Genomic DNA, 20,965 nt, shown 5'->3' with positions numbered 1-20,965 from the left:
CAGGATCGAGAGCAAAACCGGGACGGATTTATATTCCCGGCCCGGCGGTAACAGCTTCATGGATGCAACTGGAAAAATAGCCCCGTCCCGGTTTTGCAAAGATCATGACTCCAGGTTCCTGATTGAACAGCGCAAAAAAACAGAGGAAGCATGAAGTATTTCGCTTACGGCTCGAATATGTCACTCGTCAGATTAAGAGCGAGGGTTCCAAGCGCGGAGCGAATAGGCATGTTTCACGCTTGTTGAGCACGCCCTTCGGTTTCATAAGTGGAGCAGGAAAGACCAATCCGCAAAATGCGACGCGCTGTTTACCGGCAATCCGGAGGATTTCGTTATTGGCGCTCTGTTTGAGATACCGCGCAGCGAGAAAGGCCCGCTGGATAAGGCTGAGGGTTTGGGTTTCGGTTACGATGAAAAGCGGGTCACGGTTACGGATGCCCTCGGGAATTCCGTTGATGCTTTCACCTACTGTGCAACGTCCACGGATCCGTCTTTGCTGCCTCACTCCTGGTATTTGAATCACGTCATCGTTGGGGCGAAAGAAATCGGCGTTCCCGCTGACTACCTGGATGCCATTTCAGCCACGCCAAGCCAGAAAGACCCTGATCGAGAACGGGATGCGAGGGAGCGGGCTATCTACGATTAGAAGCGGCTCGCTATGGTTTACCTATTTTGCCCTCTCCTGCAAGCGGATAGGTCGAGATCCCGTCCAAATGTCTGATCTGTGTTTCAGGAGTGGCGCGAGGTTTCCTGCTTCTTCACGCTCCCTGATCGCCCTCTCGATTTTCTCGGTATATCATTTCAGCTGCAGTGTCCCGAATTCTTCAATTGTGGTCTCAAGAATATCGTCGAGATCGGCTAGAGCAGCTTACGTGAGAATAACCTTCCATGGTTTCATCGTAATCAGGTGTCCCGTTTTTTCCTGATGGCTTGCTCTGCACGTTCAGAAAGGTAGGTAGCGAACTCGTCGCCCGTGAAGGTCCTGGTTCTGCCAGCCTCCAGGTCTTCCTGGCCCGTTTCGATGGCGGCTCTGAGGTCATTCATTTTAGTGACGTAGCGGGACTCGGCTTCTTCGACCATTCTCAGGCCGGCTCGAAGTACCTCACTCGCATTTTGATAACGGCCCGAGGCAACCAGGTGATCGACTACCTGGGATTGATGGTCCGTGAGCACTATGTTTCTCGTCGCCATGAGAGTCATCCTGTCAGCGTTGCATTGGCATAATATGCCAATGCATGGGTTTGCTGTCTAGGGGTGGGATAACTGTAATACCGGTGGGAAACCCCAGCCAAGGGTTGTACGGTGGCACTGGATGTCGCCACCATGGGCGTGAAGCGGACTTGTTTCACTGTAGCAGCGCGTATCTGCCCGGCCACGCGTGCTCCTGGGAGCAGCGACGTCCCTCAGTGGTTCGGTGCTCTCGGTAACAGCAGCCTACCGTGGGCACCCGGAGTTGGCTGTCAGTAACGCTCTTGGGGGCATCGCGGTATAAACCTTTTTCCTGGCTATTGCCGATATGGTCTACCGTCGTGCAAACTTGGAACACGCGGCGGCCTCCGCTCCGAATATGATGCAGAACGGACTGCTGACCGGGCTCCTGGCAATCGAAAAGCATGCGAGCCAGACAATGATCGAAACGCGCCTGGCATTTCAGGGCGATGGTAAATCCTCTCGCGGGTTATGCCTGAGGCCCGAAGGGGTAACGGGAGCCACGCAGTGTTTTATCGTGTAATCAGATGAATGCGATGCAAACAGGAGGGGATAGCGATGACGGCACCAGGCGATCAGCTTCGTGTGTTCTACGATGGCTCCTGCCCAAGCTGTGTCAAGGATCGCAGGCTCTATGAACGACTCGCGGGCAGGACCGGCGAATCGGTGGAGTGGGTGGATATCACAGGCCGTGATGAGGAGTTGGAGGAACGTGGTATAGACCCGAAAGCCGCGCTTCAGGAGCTCCATGTGGAAGATGGCCAGGGCAACATCCACCGGGAACTGGATGCCTATATCCTGTTGATGTCGCGGGTCTGGCTGCTGAAACCGCTTGCCTGGCTGATTGGTTTGCCGGTAATTCGGCCAGCGCTGGCGAAGCTGTATCACAAATGGGTGAGCGAGCGGCTGGAGCGAACCGGGCGCATGCCGTTGTAACCGCCGGACCCTTACTGCAACTGGTATTTGACCGGCTGCAGCGGTTCGGGTGCCGGGTCGCCCAGGGCTTCGGCAACACTGATTTCATGAATGCGGCAGATGGCATCCAGCGGCAGGTCGTTGGTGTGTCGGCCAAAGGGAAACTCAAGCTGTTCAGACAGGCGATCCAGCCCGAAAAACGTGTAGGCCACGATGGCGGTGAACATCGGCGTAAACCAGCCTGCGACGCCTACCAGCCCGAACGGGAGCAGGTAGCAGAACACATACGCCGTGCGGTGAGCCAGCAGGGTGTAGGCAAAGGGCAACGGGGTGAGGGCAATGCGTTCCGAGGCCGCCTGAATGCCCGCGAGGCCATGAAGGTGCTGGTCTACGGCTGCGGTTGCTACAGAATCCAGATCGCCCGCCTTGTGGGCTTCGGCGAGTACGTCTCCGGCCCGGTGCAGCATAAAGGCGGCGGGGTTGCGGGTGCTCAGGGCCTGGTCAATGAGTTCGGGTGCCAGTGACCCAGGCAGGTCAGACCGTACATCTTCTCCCCGCAATTGGCCGCGCAGCAGGTGAGCGTGAGCGAGGCATCGGGTCAGAAGCTCCCGGCGTCGCTCCGGGCTCAGGTAAATGGTGCCAGTCCGCGCCAGGCTGCGAAATTCGTACACCATATGCCCCCAGTGTTTTCTGGCTTCCCACCAGCGGTCGTAGGTGGCGGTGTTGCGCACGCTTAAAAAGATGGACAGGGCGATGCCCATGATCGTGAACGGCAGAAGTGTGTAGTCGACCATGCCGTCGAGGTAGTGGTGGCGCGAAACCCAGGTAACGGCGGCTGCAAACATTCCCGTAAGCAGAATGTGCGGCAGAATGTGGGGGACAACAGACCCTTTCCAGGCCAGCAACAGCCGGAGTGGGCCGGGGCGCTCGCGAACAATCACGGTTAACACTCCTGGGATGGATGATGGCCTTGCCTGAGGGTTGGCCGCTGTGATTCCTATGCCTTTTTACGGAGAACCCACTCGTTACACAAGAGGGTAAGCTTTTTTAAACGAGGGGGCAGCACTCTGGCCGTTGCCTGGCATTACCCTGTGGTTTCAGGGGCAACCAGATCAGGCGGCGGATTTGTGGCAGCAGTCACTTTCGCAGGGTGATAGCAGGTAAGTGCTCGAAACTTCGAGAAACTGTTCGATAATCTGTGTCATCAAGATTCCCTCTGATGGTTTATTTGAATTGCAACCTAATAGGTTGGGGCGCATTCCCATAAAAAAACTTCGGAAAACCGAAACACATTGAGACCGCCTGGCGCCGGGGCTGTTGGTTGCCTTTTGCCGGGGGTGGAGAGAATCAGGCAAATATCAGACAGGATTGCGCACCGTTATGTGATGGATATGCCGGCGCAGTCCGTCGAAGTCTGATTCTCCTCCGCATGCGCTGAACGCCCCCGTTCAGCCCATCACCACCCCTCCCGAAAAGCGATCAAATTCTTCCGCTGTAAATTCCGATTGTTTTATCGACAGTCCCATGGCGCTTGAGCCTCTGACACCGACTTACTTTGATAGTAGCGGAAAGCGGTTGATGCGTGTTCGTGAGATGCGCGATTTTTAGTGCCGCTTGATTTCTCTTCTCCTGCCCTGATTATTTCTACCATCAGCTAATCAGAGGCCTGTTCATCATGACTGACGTTCGACACCTGGTATGTCCCCATTGCCACAAAGTGAATCGCGTACCGGCCGACAAGTTGTCCTCCGGCGGCAATTGTGGCGCCTGCAAACAACCGCTTTGGCCGGATCAGGTTCTGGAGCTAACGGAGCAGACCTTTGCTACCCATACCGGGCGTAGCGATCTGCCCGTGTTAGTGGATTTCTGGGCCAGCTGGTGTGGCCCGTGCAAAATGATGGCGCCCCAGTTCGAGCAGGCCGCGAAGGCCTGGCGCGGGAAAGTGCGCTTTGCCAAGCTGAATACGGAACAAGCCCCCGGGCCGGCCGGTCAGTTTGCGATTCGCAGCATACCGACCCTGATTCTGTTCCAGAACGGCGGGGAGGTGGCGCGCCAGAGTGGCGCCATGAATCAGGCCCAGATCAGTCAGTGGCTGCAATCGCAGGGTATTCGCTAGGAAAAACCGGGACAAAGGTGTCGTAGTATGAAGTTTCTGATCATCGGTGTTTTCGCTGCCATCGTGGCTGTCCTGATCTGGCGTAGTAAACAGAACACCGCCCCTGAAGAGCAGGCCTGTGCCATCGACATTGGCAAGCTGCTAAAAACCAATCCGGATGCCCAACCGCAGGCCATTGCCGATGTGTTCCAAAAGTACGGCATTGATCAATCTCGGTGTAAGGCTGTGGGCGCGATGGTGATGCCGCAGTTGCGAAAGCAGGGTTTGAAACCGGAAGATGCCAGGATTGCGATGGGGCAGGTGAGGGCGGCTTACCCTCTTGTGTCCTAGGCTGAATCAATTGAATTGATGATCGGAGAACGCTATGGCAGGTGGATGGTAACGAGATTGCCCGTTTTAGCATCAATTTTCCCGAGCCCTTTTGCTGCGGGGCTTCCGGGCGCTTAATCCGAGGTTTCCAACACAGTTATCCACAGGTTTTGTGAGTAAAGTTCGTGATAAAGCCGGTCAGGAATCAGGCCGACGGTCGTACCGGTCTTCCGGGGCTTGGTTCGGCCTGCTGGTTCAGCTCCACTTCAGTTTGGGAGCTTGGTAGGACTGGATAGCCGAGAGCAGTTGCGCTTCGTTATCCGTGTGAATAATCATCTCGGCATGGTGCGGTTTCAGAAAGCCGGAATCGGTCATGTTGGAGATCATCTCGAACAATTTATCGTAGAAACCGTGGACGTTGTAAAAGGCGCAGGGTTTTGCGTGATAGCCGAGTTGAGCCCAGGTCCAGGCTTCGAAGATTTCTTCCAGGGTACCCACGCCGCCGGGCAGGGCCACAAAGGCATCGGCCATTCGGGCCATGGCGGCTTTTCGTTCGTGCATATCAGCAACAATTTTCAGCTTGGTCAGGCCGGGGTGAGCCAGCTCCCGATCTTTCAGGTATTCGGGAATCACGCCGTACACTTGGGCGCCCTTTTCCAGAAAGGCGTCTGCGACCACGCCCATCAGGCCGACGTTGCCGCCGCCGTACACCAGATCCACTCCGTTCGTTGCCAGGTAGTGCCCCAGAGCACGGGTTGCCTGGGCGAATTCCGGGTTTTCACCGATGCTTGAACCACAAAATACGGCAATTTTCATGGGTCTTACGAGGCTCCATTGATTCGGTTTAGAGGGTTAAGTAAGTTCTTCACTCTGTTGTGGTTGGTCCGGGCGTCTTTAGGTGCCGGAGCCTAATAGAATGCCGTCTCCGGTCTGCCCAGTCTAGCCGTTGACCGTGCATCCGAACCCGGAAGCCAGTTGTTAAGGCTTCGTAACCTGTTGAAGTATAAATAAAATGTAAGAGGTGGTGTCTCGTGTGATTCTGTTATTCTCGAATGGTTCAAAACTGACAGGTGCCTGGTGGGGCGCTGAGAACAGGCTCTCCCACCGGCGATACAGGACAAGTCAGACCACCTGAACCATGGGATTTACATCATGAATATGAAATCACTGCTCGTTTTTCTGTCTCTGAGTGCCACCTCGTTGGGTGCCGTTGCGGGTGATACCGCCGACGCCGCGCTGGGTGGTGGTATTGGCGGCGCACTCGGGGCCGCCATCGGCAACGAGGTTGGTGGCAGAGATGGTGCGATTCTTGGCGGTGCTGTCGGTGCGGCAGCGGGAACGGCCGTGACCACCCGGGACCAAAGGGAACACGATCGCGATTATGATTATGATCGCCGTCGGTATGACGATGATCGCAGGTCTTACCGGAAGTCTCGTGGCCATTTCTGCCCACCAGGCCAGGCGAAAAAGGGTAACTGCTGAGACGCTTGTGTGTTTCCGGGCGTAGAGGGCGCGTTGTGGATATCACCGCTGGAGGAATTGATGTGTAACCTGCAGGACGTGATGTCCGGAGCCTGGTGACTGCTGAATAGTCAATCCATCCAGTTCCAGGGGGGCGCGTCCAGAAGCCCCTGGCCAAGAATGCGGGTTTCACCCAGCTCTTTGTTCAGTGCGATGGAATGGCAATCGTCGTCTGCTTCCAGAGCGGCTACCAGTCGAGGGGCATGGGAAACAACCCACACCTGGGTTTCCCGCGAGGCGCGAATGATCAGTCGGCCGAGGGCCGGAAGCAAGTCGGGATGCAGGCTTGTTTCTGGTTCATTCAACACCAGTAGTGATGGTGGGCGGGGTGTGAGCAGCGCGGCGACTAACAGCAGGTAGCGAAGGGTGCCATCAGAAAGCTCGGCCTGATTCAGGGGGCGGAGTAAGCCGGCCTGCTCAAATTCCAGGACGAAACGGTTGCCTGCGTCTGTGCTGAACCCGAGCCTCGCTCCGGGAAAGGCATCTTCAATAGCGCTGTGCAGGCCCTCCCGGTCGCCGATTTCGTGAATGGTACGCAGGGCTGCAACCAGGTTATGGCCATCGTGGTCCAGCACCGGGGTGCGGGTCCCGATTTGCGGGGTGCGGATGCTGGAGTGTTGATCGGTGCGGAACTGATCGTAAAAGCGCCACTGCCTGATGGCCTGCCGGACGGCATGGACTTCAGGTATAGCCACAGGATCACTGATCTCGCTCAGAATGCTCTCATAGGTGTTTAGCCGGGTGTCGTAGACCTCCCATTTCCGCCCAGAACGTACTTTGACAACCGGCCCGACGCGATCAATCAGACAACTGCTTGGGCGGCAGACATCACCCACCCAGATACATTCGCGTTTTATTTCAGGGTCGAGCTGAAACATGCTGGGTTCCTGATAACCTGCAAACCCCGTAGAGGCCGGAATCCCAAGAGAAATCGCGTAGCCGAATTCTTCGCCGGCAAACCCCAGCCGTAGGCGGGATGGGGTGTTCCCGGCGGTCCCCTGAACGGGCGCTGAGCCGTCCCGCATCTCCCTTGAGAACTGCCCGGGCCCTGCCCAGAAGGTGTAGTCCAGGCCGCCTTCTTCCGCCAGGGAGGAAATCAGGTTGCCTTTTGCCGTTTCCGCCAGCAGGCGCAACGATTTATAGAGGTTTGATTTGCCACAGCCGTTCGGACCGGTAACAACGTTCAGGCCCGCCAGCGGTGCGACCACGTCTCTGAGGCTGCGATAGTTGGAAACGGCAAAGGCTTTGATCATGATCCGGATTAAACCTGTGTCCTGATGGCGCGAGTGAGTATTACCTGGAGTGGGAGTAGTCTATCAGCGCCTGAACACAACGGCGGAACAGTTCAGCCGAGAAAAACCGGTGTTCGCCGGGCTGCTCTGCCACCAGTAGCTGGCCACCGGACTCTTTGATGCCCCCCTCAATCATCAGGTTATCGCTCATCTCGAAGTCTTCAATGTTGTGGCCCAGTTCATCCCGATCGGCTGCGCCCGCGCGTTCACGGTAGTGCCTCCAGTCCATTGTGAATCCGAAAGCAGCTTTACCCTGGCCGATCATGTAGCCGACTTCGAACACCGTGCCCGGGTCCGCACTGATGCCGCGGAAGGGGGTGAGGTTGGCAATGATGGCGTCGCAACTGTCCATCAGTTCGCGGTTGGCCTGGTAGATCCGGTGGCCGCGCGCCGGTTTCGCTTCCTGGTCGGAAAACGTCAGGGCGGTGTCCAGTGGGTCTATGCCTTCATAGCCGGCTTCGCGCAGCAGGCGCTTTTTCTCGGCTACGATGGCGTTGTGTTCTTCGTGTGGGAAAAACACTTCCGGGCCGGCCAGGTAGATGCGTTTGGGTTTTGTCATGGCGAAGTCGTTTCCTGCTTCAGTCCTGGCAATTGCCCAAATCCAAACCGTATTGGACTGGCGATCAATGCTGAGAGGCTGGGTCGTATTCAATTGCTTCCAGTTTTACCCGAAAGCCACAGGCTGCTGCGTATTTGTTGAGCGTTCCCCAGCTTGGGTTGCTACGGCCTCTCTCAAGCCTCGAGATGTTGCTTTTGTTGGTTCCGAGCTTTTTCGCAACGTCTTCCTGAGTAAGGCCTGCTTTAGTCCTCATTGCGATCAACTGGTCGATCAGGCTGAATTCTTCCTGGAGGGCATCGTACTCCTGGTGAACTTCCGGATTTTCGAGTGCCTTTTGTCTGAACTGTTTGAAATTCATGATTTTTTGACCTCCTTTAAACGCTCTTTCGCGAGCTCTAGGTCTTTCTTCGGTATCTTTTGATCCTTTTTTACAAACACGTGCAGGATGATGATCCGTTTGCCCTGCATGTAGCAGAAGATTCCTCTACCTATTCCTTCTTTGGCTTTTGCTCGGATTTCAAACAGCTCACCACCTAAAGACTTTGTGTGCGGCTCTCCAAGGTTGGCCCCGTGCTTCTCCATCAATTCCATCAGCCGAATCATTCTGGCCTGAATCTTTGGCGGCATCTTAGCCAACTCTTCGCCTACTGAGTCGTAGAATTCAATCTCCCAATCCATGGGTGCTCCTTTGCCTTTTTGTTATCATATACGATAACTCTGAGCTTGAACACTATCTTGATAGCCGCCTCAACGAGCCTGAAGCTGTGCCACATAGGCGGTAATAAAAGCATTTTCCTGGAAGACTTTCAGGCCTGTGTCGGCAAAGGTGATGGGCACGGGGTTGGACGCCAGGGTGGATTTGATCAGGGCCGGGGGCACCAGGGTCACGTTCAGCTCAGAGTCGGCAATCAACTGGATGGCGGCTTCCATTTTGAAGCTGATGGCGCCACCGGCAAACTTGCCTTTTTGCATCCGCTCTTTTATCGCGACCGTGGCCACTCCGTATTCGGCCATCAACTCCGCAAAGGTGGCCTGAAACGTTTTCAGGTCGTCCCGGCTGTGGTTTTTCGGTAGCGACAGTTTGCGTACTTTGCAGTCGGGCAGGTTGAATTGGCCCCGGTCCATATTCAGCATGCACACCACCGCGTCGCTGCCGGTCAGTTCTACACCGCATACAATCATAATAATGCCCCCTATGCCCCGGTTACTCTCAGCCGCAGCATTTCTTGAATTTGAGTCCGCTACCGCAAGTGCAGGCGTCGTTGCGGGAGGGAGATTTTGCTGTGGTGACTGTTCCCGTTTTATTCAGGATAGACGTGAGCTCGTTAACGGATTCAACGGCGCCCTCGCGGGTATCAACGGAGATGGTCGCGTGAAGTTTCGCCGCGGCCACTTGAGCCTCAACTTCTTTCTTGCGCGCTTCACTGGTAACCACCAGCGTTAGCGGGTACTTCTTGCTGCCGCTCTTTTGGCTGGCGTTGGTCTGAAAGCCGCCGTAAGCCGTGTGGTGCTGGCGGGCGTCTTGCCGACCTTTATAGAAAAATTTATATGACATGCTGATATCCTGAAGGAGAGAATACCCTGGCGACGGCCGGGCGCAATCTTTTAGCACGCTTGCGGAAACAGTGATATAGGGAAAATCGGAAAAGACTAATCAAGGAAGCACCACGTGAATCAAAAAGGCTTACTCACCTCATGGAACGACGCCAAGGGTTTCGGTTTTATCACGCCAGAGAAAGGTGGCGAGCGTCTGTTTGCCCACATCAGCGCCTATCAGGGCCGGGGCAGGCCCTCGGCCAGCCGCAAGGTGGTCTACGCACAGACAAAAGATGAGAAGGGGCGGCTGAGGGCGTCCAGTTTCCAGTACGCTGGCGTGGCGAGACACAGCGTAGCGGTCGCCACGGGCGTTTGGTTTGCTCTGTTGATTGCCGCTGCAGTCGCAGGGGCGGTTTCTGTGTTGTACGTTCAGGGTTATGTGCCAGTGCTGTTGCCGGCGGCCTATGGCGTAATGAGTGTAGTGACCTTCTTGATGTATGCCGTCGACAAGGGGGCAGCTGAGAGCGGCAAGAGGCGTGTCCCTGAGGGGCGGTTGCATCTGTTTGAACTCCTGTGCGGTTGGCCGGGGGCACTGGTGGGCCAGCAATTCTTTCGTCATAAAACCCGAAAGACCTCGTACCAGGTGTCTTTCTGGTTCAATGTCGTCCTCAATCTCGCAGTGCTTTGCTGGTTGTTACTGTGGCCGGGCGCCGAGTTCGTCAGGCAGGCCCTGGAGATCAGGCCGGTTATGCTTCTAAGGTTTTGATGATGCAAAACGTCTGCTCGGACGACGAGCTCTCAACATTGCTGCAGTCCAACCCTGCGGTGCTGCTGCTATATGGCGGGGCAAGTTGTGGCGTCTGCCAGGCTATCAAGCCCCAACTGGAGCGCCTTTCCAGTGAACAATTCCCGAAGCTGGTTACTGCCTACATTGATTGCCAGGCATCAGCCGGTGCGCTGTGTGCGGCTCAGGGTATTTTCTCGCTGCCGGTGGTGCAGTTATGGTTTGAGGGGCAGCGATTTGCGGAATTCGCCAGGGTGTTTTCAATCGGCGAGGTGCGGGTAGCTCTGGAACGGCCATATGGGCTTTTGATCGAGTGCTGAGCCCTCTCTGTACTCGTGGCAGGACCCAAATCTCGCTGTGCGGATTGGCTACGGCTCGCAGATGCCCCTAACAAACACCAGCAGTTCATTATTGGCGGGCATTGCAAAATCGTCCCGGAGTTGCAGGCCAACGGCCTCGGCCAGCTCAGACAGGGCTTCAATATCTCGGATGCCCATGTGGGGTGCTTGGGATTTCAGCGACTGATCAAACGCCTTGTTGCTCTCGCTGGTGTACCCGCCCTTATGCTTGAACGGCCCGTACAGGCAGAACGCACCGTCTTTTTGAAGGCAGGCGGCGACGCCTTGAAACATCGTTTCAACTTCCTCCCAGGCCATGATGTGAGCTGTGTTTGCTGAGAATGCCCATCGACAGGTGGACACAGGCCATGGCATTTGGTTTACGTCCAGCTCAAGGATTGGGAGGACGTTGGGCAAGGCGGCCTGTTGCAGTCGGGCGCCGGCCATGTGCGCCGCTCTGGGGTGGTCGGTGGGCTGCCATTGCAGGTGGGGCAGAGCCGCAGCGAAGTGCTCGGCGTGCTGGCCGGTGCCGGTTCCTATTTCCAGGACGGTACCTGGTGACGTAAAGACGTCACGCAGTTTTTCCAGAATGGGGGCTTTGTTGTTTTCGCAGGCCTGGGAGTAAGGCAAGGGGGTGTTCATTTGAGCTCTCCTTCTTCAGGGTGGCACACAGCATGTTGCGTGGTCGGCGATGACTGGTTTTACCAAAGCGTGGCATTCAAGGGTAAACTGCGGGACGTTTTATGTCTGACGAATCTCTGAAAAAGACCATAGGAAATCCAACATGCTAAAAGTGCGAACGCTGTCGCCTGTGCGATCGCCCATTAGTGCAGACAGCGAGCGTCGCGCTGCGGATACCCTGAAACAGATGGCGGAGGCTGGCTCCAGTGCCGGCGGATTGGTCAATCTGTTAGCTGAAGCCGACACCCTCAGTAGCTTTGAATGGCCGTGGGCCAATGGCTACGGGACGCTTGAGCACGATAACCTGCCAGCGTTCTTCCAACCCTTCGCATGTTACTCGGTTGCGATGGGTGACGTGTCTTTGCCTTCTGATATCAGCCAACTATTGGTCAACAACGGAGGTGCGATCGAGTGCTGTCGTTTGTACCTTTACGATGACACAGTCGCCTTGCTCCAGCTGGATGTGGCCTTTGAAACCAGCGAATCAGGCCTTGGTGATCTGCTCCGAGGGCATAGCCTGGACGGCGCGCTTTCCAATCTGGCCAAACGGGTCTATGAGCACGCGGTATACCCGGCGTTTCACCAGTACGCACTCGGATTCCGCAAGAGCAGGCGATACAAAGCCTCCGGCGCGGTCTCGTACCTTCGAGATCCGAAGAAGCTTACGGTGTTTCGGGATGTTTCGTTCGATTCGCCGGAAGCGCCAGACACCTATGTGCTGTGGACAGGGCGATACGTGGTGACGCCTCCGAGCACCCTGAACGGTCCGCTTGGAGACAGTCTGCGACTTTGGGCGTCGTATACCGGATCAACGGAGGCTTTGTTGGAGGCCAGACAGTTTGTGGGCTCGGGCAACATCCTGGCGGTTGCGGACGATGCCGAGGCTCAGGCGGACAACTGGCTGCGCGGCCTGTCCGTCTGCCAGCTTTACAATGCCGTGTTGTCGATATACGGCGGTATTCTGAAGTCCAGTTATTCGGAGCTTAACGACTTTGCGGGCTCGCGACACCGCAGTAAAGATTTGCATCGGCTGATGGGCGACATTACGAAGACCTTGGACCATCTGGAATTCACTCGCCTTGAATTCAATGAGGCCATCATCGGGGTTCAGGCTGAGCGAGCCAAGGTGGTCAGAGCTGCGTATGCGGCCTGGAATCTCGGCGAGTTGATTGAGGGTTCCCTGGAGCGCACGAGCTTGATTCGCTCCAAGATCTCCCGCCTGCTGGAGGCACGAAAAAGCCAGCTCGATCGTTCGGTTGAATTGATTCTTGCCGGTATCGGTGGCGTTGCCGTTATTGATCTGTTTATTTCGTTGACGACGGCTTCCCGGAGCCTGGACCGTGATGATATTCCCGGAGTGCTGGATGTGTTTGAGTGGCTCCAGCCGGATGGTTCCATTGCGCTGTCGACGACCATTCTTGTGCTGATCTCGTTCTACATCTATCTCGCCAAGCGTTGATGAAAAGGAGTTTGCCATGTCGGGCAGTGAAAGAATTCGTTTTCTTGTAATTCTGTCAGCAGAACCGGGACAGATCCCTCGGGCGAGTGAGCAGATCGCCCGGGAGCTTTCCCGGAAGTTTGGCGGGGCGACGGTGATGGGAGGGGAGGATAGTTCCTGGCTCGCCGGTTACTGGGCTGAAGATGGCCATGCCTTCAAAGGCGAATACGATGGCGAGGTTCACAAGGAGTCCGTGTTCGCCGTCATGCTGATGGTGCTACCGGAAGACGAGGCCCGGGCCTTTGCTGAAATCCGGAATGCCGTGAGGCAAGCGGTGTCCGATTTTGGCCTGAACAGCCGCCACATTCATGTGGAGGTGAGTTCCGTGCGATCACGGCACTTTGATATTCAGGATCATGAGCCTGACTAAGTGTCTTCGAGCATGATCGCCCATGGCCACCTTCACGGCCAGGGCGTTCAACATCTCTGACCAAGGGCGGGGGTTACTCGGCCTCGACGGTTTCGTTCAGCAGTTCCGGCTTTTTCAGTGCCTTGGTGAACAATTCTTTTTCTTCCGCAATGGCCAGGGCGCACTGTTCTGCCAGCTCTTCAGACAGGCCGCCGACCTTACGTTGCAGGAAGGTGGTAATCTCTTCGGACAGTTCAAGAACCTTGTCCCGGGCATCGGCTTCTGCTTTGGACGAAAACAACATTTTGTCCGGGTTTTTCAGTGCCATGTCCAGTCCGTCCCTCTCGGAATAGTAGAGTGCTTTTACGCCCATGGTATGCCATCGCCTCCGGGGTAATGATGGTTGGTAAGACCGTTAATGAAATCACAGCTTATCACGAATAGTGTATATTTATACAGTATTTTGCTGCGTCATCCTGTCCTCTTTTGCTGTTCCAGCGCCGGACCCGGCCCCCGTATGATGGATTGTCAGACATCAGCTCCGGAGTCCTGAAATGAAAGCCAGAACAACCATAGCCGGTACTCAACCCACGCCGCCCCCCAAGACCAAGGCGCCCATTCCCGAAGTCCGTCAGCCGGATTTTGACCTGGCGGAAGACGTGCCCAAGTATTGGTGGGATAACGATCCGGCCAAAACGCTGTTGCTGGCGGCGTTGTCCGCAAGTTTCCCGCCTGGTGAGCGCTTCTTTATCGACTCCGTACGCCATTATCAGAAAGAGATTACAGACCCGGAGCTAAAGGCGGCGGTGCGAGCGTTCATCGGCCAGGAGGCGCACCACTCAAAAGAGCACGAGGCCCTGAACGGATATATGCAGGGGCGCGGCATCAACCTCAAACGCCTTGAGCGCGAGGTGCTGTGGCTGATGAATGTGCTGCGCAAGCGGCTGAGCCCGGAGCGCCAGTTGGCCCACACGGTGGCGGTGGAGCATTTCACTGCACTGATGGCAGAGGAATTCCTCCTGAAATATGACGCTCTGGAAGAGATGGACCCGCGTATGGCTCCCATCTGGGCCTGGCACGCGATCGAAGAATCCGAGCACAAGGCGGTGGCGTTCGACGTTTACAAGACCATCGGAGGCAGCGAGTTTGTCCGGTTGACCGAGATGATGGTGGTGAGCGTGCTGTTCCCGGTCTCCAGCGGCATTCACCTGATTCAACTGATGAAAGAGGACGGCCAGTTGTTCAACCTGAAATCCTGGGCGAACGGTCTCAATTACATGTGGGGCAAGCCAGGTGTATTCCGCAAACTCCTGCCCTCTTACTTCAAGTACTACAGCCCCGGCTTTCATCCATGGAATCACGATGCCCGTGATCTGGTGGAGAAAGCCAAACGGAAGTGGCTGGCGCCGGTGATGAAAAAGGCGGCTTGAGGGTCACCGCATTTGCTACCATGTCGGACTTTTCACTGGGTTGATGATCTAAGTCCGGCAACATGAATGCTCCTTTCCAGCTTCGGCCTTACCAGCAGGAAGCCGTCGACGCCACGCTGAACCACTTCCGTAAATCGGATGAATCTGCGGTCATTGTGCTGCCGACCGGTGCCGGCAAGAGCCTGGTGATTGCCGAGTTGGCTCGTCTTGCGCGCCGAAAGATTCTGGTCCTGACCCATGTGAAGGAACTGGTGGAGCAGAATCACGCCAAGTACCAGAGTTATGGTCTGTCGGGGGGGATCTTTGCGGCCGGGCTGAAACGCAAGGAGAAGCACCATCAGGTGACCTTTGCCAGTGTGCAGTCGGTGGCGGCGAATCTGGACCAGTTCCGGGATGAATACTCGCTGGTTATTATCGATGAGTGCCACCGGGTGAGTGGCGAGGAAACCAGCCAGTACCAGCGGATCATTGAGCTTTTACGGCAGCAGAATGACTCCCTGAAGGTGCTTGGGCTCACCGCCACGCCCTACCGCCTGGCCATGGGATGGATCTATCGTTACCACTACCGGGGTTTTGTTCGTGGTTCTGATGACGAACAGGACAAGCCTTTCCGGCACTGCATCTACGAACTGCCCCTGAGCTACATGATCAACCGTGGCTATCTCACCCGGCCTGAATTGGTCAACGCCGCCGTGGCCCAATACGATTTCTCCACGCTGACGCAGGACCGTTTTGGCGAATACGCCGAGAAAGACGTCAACCAGTTGTTGAGCAAACATCAGCGGGTGACACGTGCCATCATCGAACAGGTGATGGAGATGGCGGCCGAGCGCCAGGGGGTGATGATTTTCGCGGCGACGGTGCAGCACGCGCAGGAAATTGCCGGGTATTTGCCCGAGCAGGAAACCGCCCTGGTGACCGGCGCGACTGATCTGCGAGATCGCGACCAGCTGATCCAGCGCTTCAAACAACGGCAGTTGAAGTACCTGGTGAATGTGTCTGTGCTGACGACCGGGTTTGATGCCCCCCATGTGGACCTGATCGCCATCTTGCGGCCTACTCAGTCTGTAAGCCTGTATCAGCAGATTGTCGGCCGAGGCTTGCGGTTGGATGAGGGGAAACGGGATTGCCTGGTGATTGATTACGCTGGCAATCATGTCAATCTGCATCATCCGGAAGTTGGGGAGCCGAAGCCCAACCCCAACAGTGAACCGGTGCAGGTGTTCTGCCCGGGCTGCGGTTTTGCCAACATCTTCTGGGGCAAAACCGACAGCGACGGTCGTGTCGTTGAGCATTATGGCCGCCGGTGCCAGGGCCTGCTGGAATCCATAGAAGATGACGCTGGGCGGCCACAGCAATGCGACTACCGGTTCCGGTTCAAGGAATGTCCACATTGTGGTGGTGAGAACGACATCGCTGCCCGCAACTGCGGGCACTGCCACCAGGCGATTATCGACCCGGATGATCAACTGCGGGATGCCCTGAAGCTCAAGGATGCCATGGTCATCCGATGCGCCGGCATTTCTCTGGCGGGAGAAGGCCAAAAACTTCGGATGACTTACCACGGAGAAGACGGGGAGGAACTCCGGGAGTCTTTCGATTTCAGCAAGCCCGCCCAGCGCGCCGTGTTCAACAAGCTGTTTGGCCGACGGTTTGCCAATGGCCAGGCTCCGAAAGTCTTTGCCCGGGCAAATGAGGTGCTGGAGATGCAGGTGCTGTTACCCGCGCCGGATTTCGTGATTGCTCGCAAGCAGAAGCATTACTGGCAAGTGCAGGAGCGAATCTTCGATTATCGGGGGCAGTATCGTAAGGCGTATTGACTGGTTAAGCGACGTTACGGTGGTGTGTTGGATGCCTTCTGATCTATCGCCCTGTATGATTCGGATATAATCATCTGTCAGCTTTTAAGCGGTGTCTACTCGGATCATGTTGGCTACCTTTCAAACCACAGTGCTCGTGCTGCTACTACTTGTAGCGACGGCAGGGCATGCAAAGATCTACAAATGGGTAGATGAGCACGGCAAGGTGCACTTCAGCGACCGCCAGGACCATAGCGTTAAACAGGAAGTGGTTGACGTGAAGCCCAGGGCCTCCGAATGGTCGCGTTTTGAAATCCGCATTGAAACGGTTGATCTGGAGCTGACTGCCGAGGAAAACCAGCAGATTGTCGATGGCGTGAACCATGTTTACGAGTTTTACGACCACGTGCTGTCTTTCGATATGTACCGGACGGTTCCCGTTAATATTCTGATTTTCAAGGATATGGTCAGTTACCGGAACTACCTGATTCAACGGGACAGGGGCTGGCTGGTTGCATCCTACGGTTTGTACATGCCATCTGAGCATCAGATCGTGGTGTATATTCAGGAGGACAGGGAACGCACCTTCAGAACCATCAAGCATGAGGTCAGTCATGCGGTTGTAAATTCCATCGTCCCCTATGCTCCCGCCTGGTTGAACGAGGGGCTTGCCGAGCAGATGGAGATGCTGGAACGGGATGACGCCGGTCTGTATTTCGAGAGCCACCCGGAAAACCGATGGATTGTCGCTAAAGCCCGTGAACAGGGCCGGTTAACCGGCATCGACCAATTCCTGAAACTGCCCAGCAACAAGTGGCGACACTCCGATATGTCTGGTAGCGGCAGCGTGCGTGCCCAGGCTGGCCAGTTTGTCTATTTCCTGCTTGCCAAGCCCACGCGCCGCAGTTTTCTGGTGCGGCTGATGCATAACTTCAACCGAGGTGACCGCACACTCTCGTATTACCTGGTAGACGACAACTACATCGGCGGGGTCAACATGCTGGGCCTGGACTGGCGACGCTGGCTGCATGCCCAGGGTGAGGGCTCGGTGCGGTTTGCGTTCTGACATTTTAGGCGGGGGCGTTGTTGTGAAGGTTTTCAAATCATTGGTGATTGCCGGAGTACTTGCGCTGTCGGGTTGCACCAACGTGATCGGGGACGTGCCCCGTTCCATTCATCTATCCTCGTCTGCCGGGCAGGAAGCAGGGGAGCTGTTGTCGGTTGCCCGTGATTTCTTCAGCGGCTCGGGGTATCAGTGCCATACCGATCAGCCTGCGGACAGCCTGCGTTGCAGTCGACCACTCCGGGACCTGTACATTCATCAAACCACGGCAGTGGTCCGCATTTATTCAGTCGATGAAGCCACCCCTGAGGTGACCCTGGTGACAACGCGCTGGGATGAAGGGCTGATTCCCAGCGAGTTTATCTCGGACGAATTCCACAACCCGGATGTCGAGGCGTTTTGTGAGTACGTGAAGGCGCAGGCTATGGGAGCGTGTCAAACCATCTCGAGCTAGGGTCTGCCGTTGTCAGGGGGCAGAACCGAAAACCAATGGCGGCAACAATCGGATGGAAACCATTGGCGAAGTCGGTTTTACTCATCGCGACGACCATGATTAAAAGGGTGATGAGATGTCCCGCTCCCCGGAACAGGATAGCGATTGGATGACAGGCGTCGGCGACTCTGCTGCAGGAGAGAGTGCACGGGTGGCCAGGCTGGTCAGGGTGGCACAGCACATCGAGATGCACGCCGATGAAGCACTCACGCTCTCGAGCCTGGCGAAGGTGGCCGCTCTGTCACCGTCCCGTTTACAGAAACAGTTCAAGGCGGCGTTTGGTGTCTCTCCAAAAGCCTATCAGGATGCCGTCCGTATGCGGCGCTTCAAGCAATCCCTGAAAGACGGGAGTAAAGTGACGGACGCGATATTCGCCTCCGGGTTTGGTTCGGTAAGTCGTGTCTACGGTGAAGCGAACCGTAGCATCGGTATGCCGCCCAGGACCTATCGGGCCGGTGGTGCGGGTGAAGTCATCGTCTATGCCGGCCGGACCACCGCACTGGGGCTGATGATGATGGCGGCCACGGATAGGGGTGTTTGTTTTGTGGAATTCGGTGACGATGAAGCGTCGCTGGTGGGCCGATTGAGGTCGGAATTTCCTAAGGCTGAGCTGACCGCCTCACCAGCCCGGAACGCCCCGGAACTTGATGCCTGGATGGAAGCCCTGGATCAGCATATCAGTGCGGGAGCCCCACGGCCGGATTTGCCGTTGGATATGCGAGGCACCGCGTTTCAGGTAAAAGTCTGGCAGTTTCTGTTGAGTATCCGCGAGGGCGATGTCCTGAGCTACAGCGAGGTGGCCGCGAAGATCGACAAGCCCAGGGCGGTGCGGGCCGTGGCGTCAGCTTGTGGCAAGAACCGGATTGGTGTGTTGATTCCCTGCCATCGTGTATTGCGGGGCGATGGCGGGCTTGGCGGTTATCGCTGGGGATTGGAGCGAAAGCGGGCGTTGTTGGAGGCAGAGCGGAGAAGTGTGACGAGGGAATAAACGATCCCAAAATGCTCCGACAGCAATTTTTTCCTGTTTCAGTTATACTGGAGCGCTTATATTGGCGAATAAGCCAATAGCGAACCGGGGAAATATCATGAGCAAGAAAGTCGTAAAAGCTGTTTTAACGTCTGCTGAGATTGAAGAGCAGACAGCTGCCTTTTTAAAGTCCGGTGGGCGCGTTGAGTATGTGGCTAAAGGTAAAAGTTCGCAGTTGACCTCGGCTGGCCCGAAGCAGATTAATCTGAAGAGTAATTAAGAGATTTTCAAACAAGGTAGCTTCGGCTGCCTTTTTCTTTATGTGCCACTCATATCGGTCGAACCACGTCATAAAATATCGTAACCACTAGCCGACAGCAGGCAAGCTACAATCTTCTGAATCATGGATCTGATATGAGGCATAGCTGCGGTTATGAGTCACAACGAGGAAAGCCCGGGTGTCGGGTCGGGTTCTGGCGAACAGGACTCAACAACGGCCCTGATTGAAGCCATCAATATCCGCAGCATGTCGTTGATTGTGCTGACCAGCATCGCCTCCCTGTATTTTATCGACTGGGCCCAGCCTGTTCTGCTGCCGCTTGTGGTCGCAGTTCTGATCAGTTACGCCCTGGATCCGCTGGTGGCGACACTGGATCGGATTCACATACCCCGTCCATTGGGTGCAGCTCTGGTTCTTTGCGCACTGATAGCGATTCTGGCGGCGGCAAGTGTGCCACTCAAGCAGGAAGCCATGGCCATGCTGGACAAGATTCCCCAGGCCATCAAGGAGCTTCAGCGTGAAGATGCGTCTGCGTCCGAGGATGAAGAAAGCATCATGGAAAAAGCCCAGATTGCCGCCAAGCAGATTGAGGAAACCGCCGAGAAAAGCCAGGAGGAACCGGCTGTTCAGGCCGGCGTGACACCCGTACGGGTGGTGGATGAGCCGATGGACGTTCGTGACTATGTCATCCGCAATTCGCCGGCCACAATAGTTCTTATTTCCCAGATGTTTTCTGTGCTTCTACTGGTGTTTTTCCTGCTTTCCGTCGGCAAGCTATACCGGCGTAAGATCGTTAGAATATCCGGCCCGTCGTTCCGGCGTATGCGCAAGGCGGCACGAATTATGAACGAGCTGCATCACCAGGTACGCCGGTTCCTTTTTGTCATGGTCATCAGTGCGCTTTTTGTCGGCATTCTCACCTGGCTGGCATTCCTGCTATTAGGAGTTGAGCAAGCGGCTTTGTGGGGCGTGGTGGCTGGTATTGCCAGTGGTGTGCCGTATCTGGGGCCTTTCCTGGTTCTGGTCGGCTCTGGGGTGGCCGCATTTCTGCAGTTCGGCGAGCTCAATACTGCCGTGATTGTTGCGCTTACATCGCTGGTCATCACCAGTATTCAGGGGAATCTGCTGATGCCGTGGCTGACGAGTTACGTCTCCAGTTTGAATGCCGTCGCCATTTTTATCGGGTTGTTGTTCTGGGGTTGGTTGTGGGGGCCAGTGGGCTTGATTGTGGCTACGCCCATTCTCATGATCGCAAAATCCGTGTGCGATTATGTGGTGAACTTTCGTCCGGTAGGAGAGTTGTTGGGTAAATGATTCGGGTGTGACCACAGCTTCAATCCTTGATGACTTCTCGCTCGAATCGGCCAAGCACGACCACGATAATCAATGAAAGCACCGTCACCATGCTGGCAAGGGCCAGGGTGCCAAGGCCGCAGGCTACGCCAATGGCGCCGGATACCCAGATGGAGGCTCCCGTGGTAATGCCCTGAACATTGCCGCGGCTCTGGATGATACTGCCGGCGCCCAGAAAGCCAATGCCGCCAATCACGCCTTCGACAATGCGTGTGGGGTCAATTCGGGCGGAAGGGTCGCCTTCCGCCGTGGCGAGCAAAATGTGCATGCCCATCATGATGAATGCGGATGCCCCCACGGAGACGAGCATGTGCGATCGCAGTCCCGCTGGCTTCCCTCGTAGTTCACGTTCAAGCCCAAGCACCAGTGCCAGGCCAGCCGCCATAAGCAGTCGAATGACCATGTCCATTAAGGGGATTTCGCTTTCCAGCACAGATCGTCTCCTGGTCTTTCAGTTTTGTTTGTATCTGCTC

At 56.0% G+C, this 20,965-nt stretch carries 28 protein-coding genes; 16 read left to right on the top strand and 12 right to left on the bottom strand.

Annotation, left to right across the window (positions count from 1 at the left end; translation table 11 throughout):
• Positions 1–304: 304 nt before the first annotated feature.
• Positions 305–646, top strand: coding sequence for a gamma-glutamylcyclotransferase (locus tag Q675_RS28580; RefSeq protein WP_227499542.1), 342 nt, complete (start codon positions 305–307; stop codon positions 644–646).
• Positions 647–903: 257 nt separating this feature from the next.
• Here Q675_RS28580 and Q675_RS28575 read toward each other — a convergent pair whose 3' ends face one another.
• The gene (locus Q675_RS28575; protein ID WP_023011225.1) at positions 904–1,191 is read right to left on the bottom strand and encodes a type II toxin-antitoxin system ParD family antitoxin; all 288 of its coding nucleotides are present in this window, start codon (positions 1,189–1,191) and stop codon (positions 904–906) included.
• 576 nt (positions 1,192–1,767) lie between these two features.
• Between Q675_RS28575 and Q675_RS28565 the strand changes: the two genes are divergently transcribed.
• The gene (locus tag Q675_RS28565) at positions 1,768–2,145 is read left to right on the top strand and encodes a thiol-disulfide oxidoreductase DCC family protein (protein ID WP_023011223.1); all 378 of its coding nucleotides are present in this window, start codon (positions 1,768–1,770) and stop codon (positions 2,143–2,145) included.
• 11 nt (positions 2,146–2,156) lie between these two features.
• On the opposite strand, the gene Q675_RS28560 is transcribed toward Q675_RS28565, so the two are convergent.
• Positions 2,157–3,065, bottom strand: coding sequence for a bestrophin family protein (locus tag Q675_RS28560; protein WP_023011222.1), 909 nt, complete (start codon positions 3,063–3,065; stop codon positions 2,157–2,159).
• A 734-nt stretch (positions 3,066–3,799) separates the two neighbouring features.
• Here Q675_RS28560 and trxC point away from each other — a divergent pair.
• Positions 3,800–4,240 carry a thioredoxin TrxC gene (trxC, locus tag Q675_RS28555; RefSeq protein WP_031211340.1) on the top strand — a complete coding sequence of 147 codons (441 nt, stop codon included), beginning with the start codon at positions 3,800–3,802 and terminating at the stop codon, positions 4,238–4,240.
• A 27-nt stretch (positions 4,241–4,267) separates the two neighbouring features.
• The gene (locus tag Q675_RS28550; protein ID WP_023011220.1) at positions 4,268–4,570 is read left to right on the top strand and encodes a hypothetical protein; all 303 of its coding nucleotides are present in this window, start codon (positions 4,268–4,270) and stop codon (positions 4,568–4,570) included.
• A 234-nt stretch (positions 4,571–4,804) separates the two neighbouring features.
• Here the strand turns inward: Q675_RS28550 and Q675_RS28545 are convergent, their stop codons facing one another.
• Positions 4,805–5,365, bottom strand: a complete 561-nt coding sequence (locus tag Q675_RS28545; RefSeq protein WP_023011219.1) for a TIGR00730 family Rossman fold protein — start codon at positions 5,363–5,365, stop codon at positions 4,805–4,807.
• Positions 5,366–5,701: 336 nt separating this feature from the next.
• Between Q675_RS28545 and Q675_RS28540 the strand changes: the two genes are divergently transcribed.
• On the top strand, positions 5,702–6,031 hold the full coding sequence (locus Q675_RS28540; RefSeq protein ID WP_023011218.1) for a hypothetical protein: 330 nt from the start codon (positions 5,702–5,704) through the stop codon (positions 6,029–6,031).
• Between the two features lie 110 nt (positions 6,032–6,141).
• Here Q675_RS28540 and Q675_RS28535 read toward each other — a convergent pair whose 3' ends face one another.
• From Q675_RS28535 to Q675_RS28510, 6 genes are all read right to left on the bottom strand, one after another.
• Positions 6,142–7,323 carry an AAA family ATPase gene (locus tag Q675_RS28535; RefSeq protein WP_023011217.1) on the bottom strand — a complete coding sequence of 394 codons (1,182 nt, stop codon included), beginning with the start codon at positions 7,321–7,323 and terminating at the stop codon, positions 6,142–6,144.
• 40 nt (positions 7,324–7,363) lie between these two features.
• The gene (locus Q675_RS28530) at positions 7,364–7,921 is read right to left on the bottom strand and encodes a nucleoside 2-deoxyribosyltransferase (RefSeq protein ID WP_023011216.1); all 558 of its coding nucleotides are present in this window, start codon (positions 7,919–7,921) and stop codon (positions 7,364–7,366) included.
• Positions 7,922–7,985: 64 nt separating this feature from the next.
• Positions 7,986–8,279, bottom strand: a complete 294-nt coding sequence (locus Q675_RS28525; protein WP_022992835.1) for a helix-turn-helix domain-containing protein — start codon at positions 8,277–8,279, stop codon at positions 7,986–7,988.
• On the bottom strand, positions 8,276–8,599 hold the full coding sequence (locus tag Q675_RS28520; protein ID WP_022992834.1) for a type II toxin-antitoxin system RelE/ParE family toxin: 324 nt from the start codon (positions 8,597–8,599) through the stop codon (positions 8,276–8,278). The genes Q675_RS28525 and Q675_RS28520 overlap by 4 nt, the downstream gene beginning before the upstream one ends.
• 69 nt (positions 8,600–8,668) lie before the next feature.
• On the bottom strand, positions 8,669–9,103 hold the full coding sequence (locus Q675_RS28515; protein WP_023008506.1) for a DUF3010 family protein: 435 nt from the start codon (positions 9,101–9,103) through the stop codon (positions 8,669–8,671).
• A 28-nt stretch (positions 9,104–9,131) separates the two neighbouring features.
• On the bottom strand, positions 9,132–9,476 hold the full coding sequence (locus tag Q675_RS28510) for a PBPRA1643 family SWIM/SEC-C metal-binding motif protein (RefSeq protein WP_023011215.1): 345 nt from the start codon (positions 9,474–9,476) through the stop codon (positions 9,132–9,134).
• Between the two features lie 114 nt (positions 9,477–9,590).
• On the opposite strand from Q675_RS28510, the gene Q675_RS28505 reads away from it, so the two are divergent.
• Positions 9,591–10,223: a DUF1294 domain-containing protein gene (locus Q675_RS28505; RefSeq protein WP_022992831.1), complete on the top strand. Its 633-nt coding sequence runs from the start codon at positions 9,591–9,593 to the stop codon at positions 10,221–10,223.
• A gap of 2 nt (positions 10,224–10,225) precedes the next feature.
• Positions 10,226–10,561 (top strand): thioredoxin family protein, encoded by a 336-nt coding sequence (locus tag Q675_RS28500; protein ID WP_031209987.1) that lies wholly within the window; start codon positions 10,226–10,228, stop codon positions 10,559–10,561.
• A gap of 48 nt (positions 10,562–10,609) precedes the next feature.
• Here the strand turns inward: Q675_RS28500 and Q675_RS28495 are convergent, their stop codons facing one another.
• Positions 10,610–11,221, bottom strand: a complete 612-nt coding sequence (locus Q675_RS28495; RefSeq protein ID WP_023011214.1) for a DUF938 domain-containing protein — start codon at positions 11,219–11,221, stop codon at positions 10,610–10,612.
• 142 nt (positions 11,222–11,363) lie between these two features.
• Here Q675_RS28495 and Q675_RS28490 point away from each other — a divergent pair, with 142 nt between their 5' ends.
• Both Q675_RS28490 and Q675_RS28485 read left to right on the top strand, forming a co-directional pair.
• Entirely contained in the window at positions 11,364–12,719 is a 1,356-nt protein-coding gene (locus Q675_RS28490) for a hypothetical protein (RefSeq protein ID WP_023011213.1), read from the top strand.
• A 16-nt stretch (positions 12,720–12,735) separates the two neighbouring features.
• Positions 12,736–13,128, top strand: a complete 393-nt coding sequence (locus tag Q675_RS28485) for a hypothetical protein (protein ID WP_022992827.1) — start codon at positions 12,736–12,738, stop codon at positions 13,126–13,128.
• A gap of 73 nt (positions 13,129–13,201) precedes the next feature.
• Here Q675_RS28485 and Q675_RS28480 read toward each other — a convergent pair whose 3' ends face one another.
• Entirely contained in the window at positions 13,202–13,480 is a 279-nt protein-coding gene (locus Q675_RS28480; RefSeq protein ID WP_022992826.1) for a YebG family protein, read from the bottom strand.
• Positions 13,481–13,661: 181 nt separating this feature from the next.
• On the opposite strand from Q675_RS28480, the gene Q675_RS28475 reads away from it, so the two are divergent.
• The 7 genes from Q675_RS28475 to Q675_RS28445 all read left to right on the top strand — a co-directional run bounded on the left by Q675_RS28475 (position 13,662) and on the right by Q675_RS28445 (position 20,453).
• Entirely contained in the window at positions 13,662–14,537 is an 876-nt protein-coding gene (locus tag Q675_RS28475) for a metal-dependent hydrolase (RefSeq protein WP_023011212.1), read from the top strand.
• Positions 14,538–14,599: 62 nt separating this feature from the next.
• Positions 14,600–16,357 carry a DEAD/DEAH box helicase gene (locus Q675_RS28470; protein WP_023011211.1) on the top strand — a complete coding sequence of 586 codons (1,758 nt, stop codon included), beginning with the start codon at positions 14,600–14,602 and terminating at the stop codon, positions 16,355–16,357.
• A 106-nt stretch (positions 16,358–16,463) separates the two neighbouring features.
• Positions 16,464–17,402: a DUF4124 domain-containing protein gene (locus Q675_RS28465; protein ID WP_023011210.1), complete on the top strand. Its 939-nt coding sequence runs from the start codon at positions 16,464–16,466 to the stop codon at positions 17,400–17,402.
• Between the two features lie 22 nt (positions 17,403–17,424).
• Positions 17,425–17,853, top strand: coding sequence for a hypothetical protein (locus Q675_RS28460; RefSeq protein WP_023011209.1), 429 nt, complete (start codon positions 17,425–17,427; stop codon positions 17,851–17,853).
• Positions 17,854–18,001: 148 nt separating this feature from the next.
• A complete protein-coding gene (locus Q675_RS28455) occupies positions 18,002–18,880 on the top strand; it encodes a bifunctional transcriptional activator/DNA repair enzyme AdaA (protein WP_023011208.1) in 879 nt (292 codons plus the stop codon).
• Between the two features lie 97 nt (positions 18,881–18,977).
• Positions 18,978–19,139: a hypothetical protein gene (locus Q675_RS38300; RefSeq protein ID WP_023011207.1), complete on the top strand. Its 162-nt coding sequence runs from the start codon at positions 18,978–18,980 to the stop codon at positions 19,137–19,139.
• Positions 19,140–19,292: 153 nt separating this feature from the next.
• Positions 19,293–20,453, top strand: a complete 1,161-nt coding sequence (locus Q675_RS28445) for an AI-2E family transporter (RefSeq protein ID WP_023011206.1) — start codon at positions 19,293–19,295, stop codon at positions 20,451–20,453.
• 19 nt (positions 20,454–20,472) lie between these two features.
• Here Q675_RS28445 and Q675_RS28440 read toward each other — a convergent pair whose 3' ends face one another.
• Positions 20,473–20,925 carry an MgtC/SapB family protein gene (locus Q675_RS28440; RefSeq protein WP_011786395.1) on the bottom strand — a complete coding sequence of 151 codons (453 nt, stop codon included), beginning with the start codon at positions 20,923–20,925 and terminating at the stop codon, positions 20,473–20,475.
• Positions 20,926–20,965 lie beyond the last annotated feature (40 nt).

The organism is Marinobacter sp. EN3 (assembly GCF_000475315.1).
Lineage (GTDB): Bacteria > Pseudomonadota > Gammaproteobacteria > Pseudomonadales > Oleiphilaceae > Marinobacter > Marinobacter nauticus.
Note: the sequence above shows the minus strand (reverse complement) of the source record. Positions and strands in the feature narration are given on the sequence as shown.